General features: G+C 37.8%; 12 protein-coding genes and 1 other annotated feature. Of the genes, 3 read left to right on the top strand and 9 right to left on the bottom strand.

What is annotated here, in order from left to right:
• Positions 1-122: 122 nt before the first annotated feature.
• Entirely contained in the window at positions 123-218 is a 96-nt protein-coding gene (locus tag IGL37_RS01545) for a type I toxin-antitoxin system Fst family toxin (RefSeq protein ID WP_015543884.1), read from the top strand.
• Between the two features lie 255 nt (positions 219-473).
• Here the strand turns inward: IGL37_RS01545 and IGL37_RS01540 are convergent, their stop codons facing one another.
• The 3 genes from IGL37_RS01540 to IGL37_RS01530 are packed head-to-tail and all read right to left on the bottom strand — an operon-like array spanning position 474 to position 4,685.
• Entirely contained in the window at positions 474-908 is a 435-nt protein-coding gene (locus tag IGL37_RS01540) for a PTS sugar transporter subunit IIA (RefSeq protein ID WP_002358391.1), read from the bottom strand.
• Between the two features lie 10 nt (positions 909-918).
• Positions 919-2,952: a BglG family transcription antiterminator gene (locus IGL37_RS01535; RefSeq protein WP_002361171.1), complete on the bottom strand. Its 2,034-nt coding sequence runs from the start codon at positions 2,950-2,952 to the stop codon at positions 919-921.
• Entirely contained in the window at positions 2,943-4,685 is a 1,743-nt protein-coding gene (locus tag IGL37_RS01530) for a PTS transporter subunit EIIC (protein WP_033918197.1), read from the bottom strand. The genes IGL37_RS01535 and IGL37_RS01530 overlap by 10 nt, the downstream gene beginning before the upstream one ends.
• Positions 4,686-4,868: 183 nt before the next feature.
• Here IGL37_RS01530 and IGL37_RS01525 point away from each other — a divergent pair, with 183 nt between their 5' ends.
• On the top strand, positions 4,869-5,702 hold the full coding sequence (locus tag IGL37_RS01525; RefSeq protein ID WP_002358387.1) for a Cof-type HAD-IIB family hydrolase: 834 nt from the start codon (positions 4,869-4,871) through the stop codon (positions 5,700-5,702).
• Positions 5,703-5,744: 42 nt separating this feature from the next.
• Here the strand turns inward: IGL37_RS01525 and IGL37_RS01520 are convergent, their stop codons facing one another.
• The 6 genes from IGL37_RS01520 to IGL37_RS01495 all read right to left on the bottom strand — a co-directional run bounded on the left by IGL37_RS01520 (position 5,745) and on the right by IGL37_RS01495 (position 11,247).
• Positions 5,745-6,380: a nitroreductase family protein gene (locus tag IGL37_RS01520; protein WP_002358386.1), complete on the bottom strand. Its 636-nt coding sequence runs from the start codon at positions 6,378-6,380 to the stop codon at positions 5,745-5,747.
• A gap of 4 nt (positions 6,381-6,384) precedes the next feature.
• Positions 6,385-6,819, bottom strand: a complete 435-nt coding sequence (locus tag IGL37_RS01515; protein ID WP_002362972.1) for a MarR family winged helix-turn-helix transcriptional regulator — start codon at positions 6,817-6,819, stop codon at positions 6,385-6,387.
• Positions 6,820-6,970: 151 nt separating this feature from the next.
• The gene (gene nhaC / locus IGL37_RS01510; RefSeq protein ID WP_002385359.1) at positions 6,971-8,416 is read right to left on the bottom strand and encodes a Na+/H+ antiporter NhaC; all 1,446 of its coding nucleotides are present in this window, start codon (positions 8,414-8,416) and stop codon (positions 6,971-6,973) included.
• An 89-nt stretch (positions 8,417-8,505) separates the two neighbouring features.
• Positions 8,506-8,681, bottom strand: a binding site (T-box leader).
• Positions 8,682-8,962: 281 nt separating this feature from the next.
• Positions 8,963-9,604 (bottom strand): pyroglutamyl-peptidase I, encoded by a 642-nt coding sequence (pcp, locus tag IGL37_RS01505; RefSeq protein WP_002355269.1) that lies wholly within the window; start codon positions 9,602-9,604, stop codon positions 8,963-8,965.
• A 15-nt stretch (positions 9,605-9,619) separates the two neighbouring features.
• Positions 9,620-10,564, bottom strand: a complete 945-nt coding sequence (locus IGL37_RS01500; protein ID WP_002355267.1) for a DUF979 domain-containing protein — start codon at positions 10,562-10,564, stop codon at positions 9,620-9,622.
• Complete coding sequence (locus IGL37_RS01495; RefSeq protein WP_002355265.1) at positions 10,561-11,247, bottom strand: DUF969 domain-containing protein; 687 nt, start codon at positions 11,245-11,247, stop codon at positions 10,561-10,563. The genes IGL37_RS01500 and IGL37_RS01495 overlap by 4 nt, the downstream gene beginning before the upstream one ends.
• A 192-nt stretch (positions 11,248-11,439) precedes the next feature.
• Between IGL37_RS01495 and IGL37_RS01490 the strand changes: the two genes are divergently transcribed.
• Positions 11,440-11,955, top strand: a complete 516-nt coding sequence (locus IGL37_RS01490) for an HdeD family acid-resistance protein (protein WP_002381189.1) — start codon at positions 11,440-11,442, stop codon at positions 11,953-11,955.
• Positions 11,956-11,967 lie beyond the last annotated feature (12 nt).

The raw sequence follows: 11,967 nt of genomic DNA, 5'->3' as shown, positions 1-11,967 counted from the left end.
TTCTCTAGTTACGAAAACCAGAAAACACGTGCTTGTTCCATTTCTAATAATTCCAATAATAAATGAACAACTTTTTATGCTATACTCAAATTGGCGACTTGCCTCGAAAGGAGGTGCATCACATGTACGAGATTGTCACAAAAATTCTTGTGCCGATTTTTGTCGGGATTGTCCTGAAACTTGTAACCATTTGGTTGGAAAAACAGAACGAGGAATAAACAAGTTGCTTCCAGCCGCTGCTGTCTAAACAGCAAAAAAAGACACCCTACTACTGATAGGGTGTCTTTTTAGTGCATCCATGCACGACTTTGTCACAAGTTACCTTAAATTTATCATAGGGCCTATTTTTTGTCAAGGAATCTTCTTATCTTTTTTGTTTGATCTCTTAAATTAAAATATTTTATTTTTTAATATAAAATTATTTCAATAATTATTGAACATTTCAAATTGAATTGATTTTTTCAGACGTAACTTTAGGCTTGAGCCAGAATTTTTTGCGCTTCATCTATTGTTCGACAATCACTGAGCCGCTGAATGTTTTCGAGATCTGAACAGAAAAAAGCTAATTCTTGAAGCATGCTTAGTTGCCGTTGACTTTTTAGAGCAACGACAAATAACAAAGTAGCTATTTTTCGATCTGCTTCCGTACCAAAGTTGACCCCATCAGGCACTTGAATAAAGCAAATCCCTTCTTTTAAAACTTGTTCATCTTGTCCTTCCGCATGAGGCAATGCCACGAAGTTACCGATATACACGCTGACTTTTTGTTGACGTTGATACATTGCTTTGACATAGTCAGGCGTGACCAACTGATTTTTTAGCAGTAATTCACCAGAAGCTGCAAGTGCTTCCTCCCAACTAGCATACGATTGATTCAACATTATTTGCTCCGCTGTAATTTCAAACATCTCTCAACACCTAGCCTTTCATTTCTTCAATTAATAATGACGAAAGCAACTGATAAACAATGGCTTCATTTCCTGAATGAAAAATTTCTGTATTTAAATCATTCATAATAATCGCACCACTGATTTTTCCTAAAATTTTCCCGATTGTTTCATCAATCGGCATTGGCGCTAGCATGAGTAACATACGTTGTAACTGCATCGGCTTTTTATCCATACCTTCAATCATAAGTGGCTGGGCCAGATTAAAAATACAAAAAACAGGCTGTGTCACTGCTGTACTTGAGGTATGGAATAAGGCCATTTCCGTCTGAGGAATCCCAATAGGCGCTTGCTCGTAACGTTTCATCAATTGCTGACAGACGATTGCACTATCGGTGATTAAATCTGCGGAAAGTTGCGCGAGAGCTTGTTGAACGGTTTCTGCTAAATCCGCTTGATTATTTAAATCTGCTATGAAAAATGTTTCTAATAGTTTACTAATTTCTTCCATGAAAGCGACCACTGTTTCGTAGCTTTCTTCGCCACCTATTTTTTTCACAGGCGCTTTCCTAAGCGAGCGTTTTTCGTGACTAATCCGCTTAAACTCTTCTTTCAATTGGCGGATTTCATCGTCTAAAAGTAACGGTGAGATCAATTTATATTTACCGTTGTATCCTGGTAATAACGAAGTGGAAATCACTAAGTCATAGTTTTCCTCAACATTCACCTTACCTAAATCCGCAATCCGAAAAAAATGAATCTGGTTGATAAAAGGAAAGTAGCGCCGTAATCGCATTTCCAGCATACTTGTCGAAGCCAAACCGCTAGGAGAAAAACCAGCAATATCAACTTCCATAATTTTGGGACTCCGTTCTAAAGAATTGGCAAAATGAAGTACCATGTAGGCAATTTCCTCTTCCGATAAATTTTTTTGCGGAAAAATTTGCGGCAACGCTTGGCGTAAAGCCGCAGCTATTTCTTGATATTGATTCATAATCCGTTCTAAAATGGGATTCGTTAAATCTTCTTCTTGTAAAACCGCCCGCGAAAAAACACCTGATAAATGCGTCAACAACATTTTATACAAATTGGTATCTTCGAAAAAATTAACTTCCGTTTCTTGACTTACTGCTTCAATCAGTTGTTTCACTTCATAAGCCAGCTGAGTGTCAAAATGTTCATCAAAAAAATCTTCATCAAAAGAATTAGAAAAATCACTTAATAAGCTAGCAAAAAAAACAATCTCACTGACAGCGTATAGTTGTTTTGTTTCAGCAGCGACTTTTGAAAAAAGTCGTTTAGAACAATTTAGAAAGGCCTTATTCATCTGCCCAGTATAGGTCTCATCAGCTAAATAAAAACCTGCAGTGACCCGATCCATCGCAATTGTTAACATTAAAATCAAATGTTGTAATTTGCGATCACTTAATGCTGGAAATAAAGTTTCTACTTCTGGCTGAACAATTTTTTGTGCAAATGCTAAATGTTCTGCATGAATAAACTGAAAGAAAAAATGGTCGTTTGTCGTTAATTCGGTAAAATGAAAAAATTGGTACTCATTAATTTCCATACTTAGAATATTCGCCATTAGAAGACGGCGATATTTTTCAGAACCAGTCACTTCATAACCTTGATTCCGAGAAATCGTCAACGGAATCCGAGCAATCCGTGTTTCTAATTGTTTAATATCGGCATAAAAAGTCGTATTACTAATACAATACGTTTCCAGAAAATAATGCATAGAGACTGGCTCTTTTGTTTGCAGTAATGTCAATAAAATCGCATGTTGCCGCGCCAAAGTAGAAAGTTCCTGTGTCTCTTCTCCTAAAATAGCAGCCTGAATTTCCGTCATCGCTGCTTCATCTGCTTGAATCGAAAAGCGCCCACGAGCTACTTTTTCCAATGTCGCGCCCATCGATGCTAGCGAGGTTTCTAAATTTTCTAATTCACGATATACCGTCCGGCGGCTAACCTTTAACAAATTCATCATGCGGTTTACTGAAACGGGGGTAGGACTATTCACTAATTCCGTTAATAGAACAGTTTCTCTTGTCGTTAAAAACATCTATCAGCTCCTCCTTCCAGCCATTCTTGATACTCTTTCTTATTCAAAAAACTAGTAACTACGTATAAATTTTGTTGCGTTAGATCTAAATGATAGGCTTGCGCCAGTTCACGAGTCACTACGTAGGTTGTCTCCTTGGTAAAAAAGACTGTTTCCAGTGGTTCTTTAGATACTTCAATCGCGACTCCTTGTTTCGCTGCTTGTTGCCGCAATAATTCCATTCCCATTGTTTGCGATCCTCGAACATTCTCGGCATATAAAAAAACAAGCTTCTGTCTTTGTTTTGTCGAGTTCGTTTCAGTAGACTCTGAACCAAGTGAAGATTGCTCTTGAGAAGAAGCAGTCAGTTTGGCTAAAACTTGCGGGTAATAGGATTTAATTTCTAAAAAATTTTGAACACTCACCATATCCTTTTCTGGGACGTACTTTTGTGCTAACTGTTTCAATTCTGCTTGAATCACCACTAATGTCTTAGGCTGCCACTTCATCTGATGAACGGACTGGTAAGTCACAGGTATCTCCAAGTCCACAGCTTTTAATTGTCGGCTTAGCAAACTTGCCCCCATGGCACTTGAGCCCATTCCTGCATCACAAACAAATAAAATTTGCTGATAGTTAGGTGTGACTGTTTCCACTTGGTCTTCCTCCTTCATCTTTATCATTGAAACTGGTTCAATTCCTCGTTGACGTTTTAATAACAAGCTTGCTATTGCAAAAGAGCACAGAAAGCTAACAAAAATTCCGCTAAAAACCGCCAGCCTTGCATCAGTCGGGGCATTGGCTAAAATCGCAACCAATGAACCTGGCGAAGCTGGAGCACTTAGCCCCACATTAAATATTTGAAAAACAAGCGTACCACTCATTCCTCCAGCAATTACTGCTAAAAATAAGCGCGGGTCCATCAAAACAAACGGAAAATAAATTTCATGAATGCCCCCAATCAGTTGAATCATGGTGGCACCTCCTGCTGTTTTTCGTTGTCCTACAGGCCCAAACAGCAGAAAAGCAACCAAAACGCCCACGCCTGGTCCAGGATTTGTTTCCAATAGAAATAAAATGGACTGACCTGTTTGACTAGCGCCTTCTAAACCTAGAGGCGTTAATAAGCCATGGTTAATCGCATTATTAAAAAATAACACTTTTAAAGGTTCTAAGAAAACGTGAACCAATGGTAAAAGATTGGCTTCAATTAACCAAGAAGAAAATTGATACAGCCAAAAACTAGCGTTTTCAACAGCAGGAGCTACAACCAGAATACCAAAACAGCAAAGCAGTCCTCCCACAATTCCTGCTAAAAAGTTTTTAGTCAGCATCTCATAGCCTTCTTTAACTTTCGGTAAGAGAATTTGTTCAATTTTGGCGAAAGTATATCCTGCTAAAGGACCAATAAACATAGCACCAAACAACTGTGGAACATCTGTGGAAACAATCACGCCCACTGTCGCAATAGCAGCAACAACGCCGCCACGTTGTTCCTCGAACATTTTTCCGCCTGTAAAACCAATTAGAATCGGTAAAACAACTCGAATCATTATCGTTTCGACTTCAGAAAGAGCTAGCCGTAGATTCCCTGTCGTATAGCCAGCCACCAAAGACAATAAGCTCCACGCAATAAAAATACTCAAATTTGGCATAATCATCCCACTCAAACGATGACCAAAACGACGTAAATAGGGAGTTACTTTCACAAACTTATGTTTAAAAAAGAGCGAATGCATTTCTTTTTCCTTCATATTCCTTGTCCCTCGCTCTCTATGTAGATAATTAGAATACTTCTATTATATGAAATTTCACAAAAAAATAGTATAGATTTTTGTAAAATAATTCTTTTATACACCTCACAAGAGAATCCGTTTACATTAATAGAAAAAACTTTTATACTAAAAGAAAGAAACTCTTCGGATTGGAGGCCAATTATGGCAATCAAAGCAATTGTAATGGATATTGATGGTACCTTGTTAACTTCAGAAAAAAAGATTTCACCAAAAACGCGACAAGCATTAGTAGCTGCACAAAAACAAGGCCTCTCACTGATTTTGGCTTCTGGCCGCCCGACTAACGGTATGCGGCCCTTAGCAGATGAATTGGAGATGGCTCATTATAATGGACACTTACTTTCCTATAACGGCGCTTGTGTCACCCATCACGGCAGTCAGCAACAACTATTTAATCAGACAATTTCAAAGTCATTGAGTCAACAAATTTTAGAGCATTTGAAACAATTTGACGTAATTCCAATGATTAATGATGAAACATTTATGTATGTCAATGATGTTTTTCATAACACCTTACATTTAGAGACTGGTGATTTTAATATTATTGAATATGAATCACGGGGTGGCAACTTTCAATTATGTGAGTGGCGTGATTTAGCCGCCAGACTAAACTTTCCCTTGAACAAAATTTTAATTGCTGGTGAACCCGCCTATTTACAAAAATATCATGAGGCCATCTACGCGCCTTTCAAAGAAACCGTCACCGCTGCTTTTTCCGCTCCTTTCTATTTTGAATTTACCGCAAAAAATATTGATAAAGCGCGTTCTTTAGAAAAACTAACCCTACAGTTAGGCATAACTGCTGAAGAAGTAATTGCTTTTGGTGATGGTCACAACGACTATACTATGTTGGAATGGGCCGGCACGGGAATTGCTATGGAAAACGCCGTTGACGAGCTTAAAAGCATCGCAACGGAAGTCACTTTATCCAACGACAATGACGGCATCGCTGTTGCATTAGCCAACTTTCTTTAAGATCGTTGGTTGATGCAAGCGTACGCCGTCATTTTTTATTGCCTATTCAAATGTCGTGATTTTTTCTGGTGCTAAACGAACAGATTCATAACCAGTTTCCATGCCCTTACCCACAGATAAAATCATTACTGGGACATAGCGCTCTTGATCTAAACCAAATGTTTCGGCTAATTTTTCCGCTTCAAAACCACCGATTGGATTTGTTTCATATCCGTGAGCTCGTGCCACTAACATAAATTGCATAGCTGCTAAACTCGCATCAATTTTTACGATGTCATTCATTTGTTCTCTACTTAAACTTTCATAATGGGGAATAATGGCTGCTAATTGTTGGTCCCGTACTTCTTTAGGCATTTTACCACTAGCATAGGCTTGATTGTAAATCTCCTCTCCTCGTTCATGGCAGTTTAGATCACCAAAAATTAAGAGCATTGCAGAAGATGTTTCATTTTGACGCGTATTAAAGCGAATTAAGGGTTTTAATTTTTCTTTGCCTGCTTCACTTTCCACTACGACAAAACGCCATGGCTGCATGTTAACAGAAGAAGGGGCAGTGGTCGCTTCTTGAATCATTGTTAACATTTCTTCATGAGAAATTTTATGGGTTTCATCGTACACCCGAACCGATTTGCGGCCAAAAACAATCTCTGAAAAATCATTCGTTGTATATGTTGTCATTCTATCATACCTCTTTCGTTGTAATGCTTTGATCTAGTTTTGTCAAAAGTTCTTTTAACTGGCGACAGTCGTCCTTTGTAAATGTACTGGGAATAATTTCTGTTACCGTTTGTTGCTTGGCTGTACATTGCTGTAGTTCTTGTTGTGCTTTTTCTGTTAAATGCACTAGCACTTCCCGATTATTTTCTGGATTTCGCTGTCGTGTCACATACTGTTTCTCTTCTAAAATTTTCAAATGGCGAGTGACCGCACCACTATCGATTTTTAAGTGTTCTTGAATCTCCGTTTGAAGACACGGCTGACGTTCTTTTAAAATCATCAGCAACTCATAACGAGTCAAACTCAAGCCAACTTGCTCTTCAAAAACTTTGGTAATTTTTTGATCTAATACCTTTAACTGACATAATAATTGGCTGACTTCCCGTAATGATAACGACATAGTTTCCTCCTTAAAAAGATGACTCGTCAACAATTGACTAGTCAACTATAACTGTTTCTTTCTAAAAATGCAACCTTTTTTACAAGAAAAATAGAACAATTGACAGGGAGAAACTACAGTATTCCCCATCAACTGTTCTATTTTAATCAACCTATTTTTCGGTAACAGGTTCTACTGATAACCGCTTAATCCCTAAACCAGTAAATGCACTGACCATTGAGAAGACAGGCGATAATAAGCTAAAGAAAACAAATGGTAAGTAAGTCAACGTTGGTACGCCAAAAGTCCCCGCTACGAAGCTACCTGCAATCCCCCAAGGAATGAGGTAGTTAATAACCGTCCCACCATCCTCCAAGGTTCTGCCTAAAACAGTCGGATCCAAGCCTTCTTTTTTGTAAACTTCTTTAAAGGCATTCCCTGGTAAAATAACCGATAGGAATTGTTCACCAATAAAAATATTTACGCCAATTCCTGTTAATAACGTTGATAAAATCAATTTCGGTGTACTGCTCATTTTCTGCGAAACAACTTCCATGACCGCAGAAATCAATCCTAATTCCATTAATAAGCCACCTAGAGACAACGTTAGAATAATAAGTGCCACAGTCGGCATCATACTCATAATCCCGCCACGACTTAATAATTGATCAATTTGTGCGTTCCCCGTTTGAGAAACAAACCCATTTTCCAACGTGTTTCCTAATGCCTGCAACGATACTTTCGGATTTTGAATAATAATCATAATTACTGCCACAATAATGTTCAACAAAATCGTGATAATCGCTGGAATTTTGCGCCAGGCACAGATTAACATTAAGGCTAATGGTAACAATGACCAAATGGAAATGGTAAAGTGGTCTTCCAATACTTGAATAACTTGAACTACTTCTGTCAGACTAGTATTCGCGTACGTTTGTCCTAAAATCATAAACAAGATTAAAGAGACGATAAATGCTGGTACAGTCGACCACATCAAGTTTTTTATATGTTTAAACAAATCCGCTTCAACAATCGCTGCGGCTAAGTTTGTTGATTCTGATAAAGGTGACATTTTATCACCAAAAACTGAACCAGAAACAATCGCCCCCACAACTAAAGCAGGATTTAACCCTAAGGTACTGCCAATACCGAAAAAGGCAATTCCAATTGTTGACATCACTGTAAAAGCACTACCTACTGCACTGCCGACAATCGCACAGACAATAAAAACTGACGGCACAAACCATTTAACACTAATCATTTTAAAACCAAAAACCATAATCGTTGGAATAATTCCTGCTTGAATCCAAACGGCAATCAATGCCCCCACTAAAATGAAAATAAAAATTGGAATAATTCCTGGCTTCAAGCCATCAACAATCCCTTTATGCATTTGATCAAATGGTACTTTACGAAACATTGCGTAGCCTAAAATCAATGCAATCACAAACAAAATAGTAATATTTGGCGATATCTTTAAGCCAATTACTCCTGTTGCAATAGCTGCCACAATAATTAATAACACGATACTTGCTTCTCGAACACTCACGGTCTTCTTTTTCTGTTTTTCTTTCATTTCGTTACTCTCCTCTAATCTTTTTTCTGAATACTCTGACATTAAAGGATCTTATGATAACGAATAACCCCTCCACAACTCATTGAAAACGCCTCCTAAAGCTACATAAAAAGAGAGATTCATCCTTAAAGAATAAGGACGAATCTCTCCGCGGTACCACCTTAATTAGAAGCTTACTTGCTTCTCGCTTATGTATTATGTAATTGTTACTACTTATTAGTGTAATTCACAAATAGACTTGATCGATTCGCAGCAACCATCGACTTTCTGAACAAAACATCTATTTCCTACTGGGCTAATAATTTATGAATCTCAATATACCAAGAAGAAACCGACTTGTCAACGAAAATAGCATAAAAAATTTTTTCACACACCAACAAAAATTACTTTTTCTTTTTGTAAAAATAGAAAGAGGTCGGGACAGCAGCGTTTAACTCCGAGAAATAAGAAGGAATTTCCGAAAATTGTTCTTTAATTTTTGGAGAATTTCGGCTTATTTCCGAAGGAGTTGCTTCTGTTCCCGCCGTTTATCAGTTTTTGAGCGTGGAACAAAAATCCAAAGTGATTTTTGTTCCACGCTCCTGTTAATTAATGGGTTGTGCCACCTTGTAGTTGAATATCTTCTTGCGTTTTTACTGCTGCTTCAATCATATAGAACAAAGAATCTGTGATTGCTTCTAATGACATAGAAGCAAACGTTGGTTTATCAATTGTTTGTTCTGGTAGGAACGGAACATGAATAAATCCGCCACGAATAGTTGGATATTTAGTGTTAATTAAGTGTAGTAAGTGATACATAATATCATTACATACAAAGGTTCCTGCTGTATAAGAAATCGCTGCAGGTAATTGATGGTCATGACAATTTTTTACCATCGCTTTAATCGGTAAATTTGTAAAATAGGCTGTTGCTCCATCTTCAACCAACGGCACATCGCTTGGTTGTTGTCCTGCATTATCCGGGATACGCGCTTCCGCTAAATTAATCGCCACTTTTTCAACAGTGACTGTTTGGCGGCCGCCTGCTTGTCCAACACAAATCACCATATCTGGTTGATGGGTTTCAATTGCTTCAGCCACTTTTTCACCACTAGTGCCAAAAACAGTTGGCACCTCAACTTTAATAATTTCAGCTCCTGCAATTTCAGCAGGTAATTTTTTGACTGCTTCAAAGGCAGGATTGATTGCTTCTCCTCCAAATGGATCAAAGCCAGTAACGACAACTTTCATTTCGATCATCCTTTCTTATTTGAATAGAATCATATAAACAATTTGGAAAATTAACATGAAAAGTGCAATCGGCAATTGATTTTTAATGACGCCGTACTTATCTTTCATTTCCAACATGGCTACAGGTACGATATTAAAGTTCGCAGCCATCGGTGTTAACAGTGTACCACAAAAACCACATGTTAAGGCAACCATCCCAACTAATGCGGGATCTGCACCTAAAGAAAAGACAAACGGCACACCAATTCCGACTGTCATCACGGTTATTGCTGCAAAGGCATTGCCCATGATAGCCGTAAAAATAACCATTCCCACAGCATAAATAATAATCCCTACATTGACATTTCCTGCTGGTACTACGGCACTAACCCCTTTTGAAATAATCTCACCAACACCAGCGCTAGTAAAAACAGCACCTAAACAAGCTAATAGCATTGGCAACGTACTAAGAGGACCGACTGTTTCTAACATTTCCGCCGCATCATCAAAAAATACTTTCGGCGTATTATTTTTAGAAAAGAACATCATGATGAAAATCGCTACAAAGACACCAACACCGACACCGACTAAAGCTCCTAAAGTAGTCAATGTGGCAAAAAGAATTGCAAAAACCCCGATACTTAGTGCGGGAATAAAAATCTTCATTCCTAATTTTTGAGACATTTTTTCCATGTATTCTTTCGAAGGTAAGCGACTTTCTCCTTTTGTCACTTTTTGAAGAATTGCCGGAATTGTCATCACAAAAATAAGTACGCCACAGGCAACTGGTGGGATAAACCGACCAAAACCGATTAAGATCCCTAAGATTCCCCAGAATAAACTAGTCCCATACGCATGTTGATTGGTTTTATCACGAAAACTACGAAAACTTGTATATAACAAGATAATCCCCATAAAAATATAAAGGACTTCCAATAACTTTGCACTCAAATCAATACTTGGATCTGTGAAAAAACTCATTTCAGTCCCTCCTGTCCATAATATTTTTTACGTAATCTTTTTTCTTTTAAAGTAAAGTAAATACTTGCCGAAATTAAGGCAACTAAGGCGACTGGTACTTCCACTAAAGCCAATTTACCTAATGTCACTTCATAGCCTAAATCTTTTAATGTTGATTGAACAAGTAATGCCCCAGCCCCACCAACAAACAGAACTTGACCAAAGAACCAACAGATATTTTCCATGGCTGAAGCCATCCCTTTTAGTTCTTCTTCATACTCTGGCACCATTGGTAAATTTTTTGATTCAATTGTTCCTAACGCCATTGGCAAAATAATCGGACGCACAAAACCTGCTACCCCACCGAAACTTACGTTAAAAGCGGCGAAGATAATCCGAAAGACACCATAAATGTCAATAATCACACCAGCAGATACCTTTTTGAATCGTTTAATCAACGTAGCCGCTGACTCTTTCAAGCCATTTCTTTCTAAAGTTCCTGTTGCTAACATAATAATAATAAAGATAGCCATTCCTCGATTATTCACAAAGGTTGTTCCTAGTGTTTCTAGCATCGATGTCAAACCAAGTCCGCCAGTAAAAGCCGTCACTATTAAAGCAACCATCACAATCAAGATAGCATCAAATTTCAATGCGAAGCCGACAATGACGATCAATACGCCTAATAAAGGTAATAAATCCATCAAATCTCTCCTTCTTAAAATAAAATTTCACTTTCCATTATATGCCAATTTTCGCTCATTTGTAAGACTTTTTTAATTTTTAATGTTATTTTTTCTAAAGACACAGTTTCCAACACTTTTTAGAGCTACCACTCGCACTTTTTTCTTTTTTCCGCTAGAATAAAAGAAACAATAACATTGAGGAGGATTTTTATGTTCCAAACTTTTAGAGAAAATTTTCGGCGCCATACCCTATTGCGCGACGCCGTCTTTATCGTTATCGGAAGTGCCATTGTCTTTAATCCCGGTGCTTTCTTCCAGTTCGTCGGTTATTTAATTGCTGGTTATTTGATGCTTTTAGGGTTAATTAATATTTATGATGACTACAAAATAAAAAAACAAACGGGTAGCTGGGGACTTGGTTTCGTAACAGGTTTAATCTTTGTCGTCTTAGCAGTAGCCTTTTTATTTTTTGCACCGGTGATTGTTTCGATTCTGCCGTTTTTATTAGGGATTAGCATTGTTATAAACGGCCTCGTTCAATTGACTTTTGCTTTAAATACTCGTCAAACAGGCGCGCTTATCTACAGTATTCTGGTTTTAATCGCTGGAGCCGTTTTAGTTTTTAATCCCTTCAAAAGTCTCTTAGTTTTGATGCAAGTCTTTGGATTTATCCTGATTTTCATGGGTGTCATTGAAATTATTGGTCATTTTAGAAATAAAGCTTAACGAAAGGAGCAA

Source organism: Enterococcus sp. AZ119, assembly GCF_050546175.1.
GTDB lineage: Bacteria > Bacillota > Bacilli > Lactobacillales > Enterococcaceae > Enterococcus > Enterococcus faecalis.
Note: the sequence above shows the minus strand (reverse complement) of the source record. Positions and strands in the feature narration are given on the sequence as shown.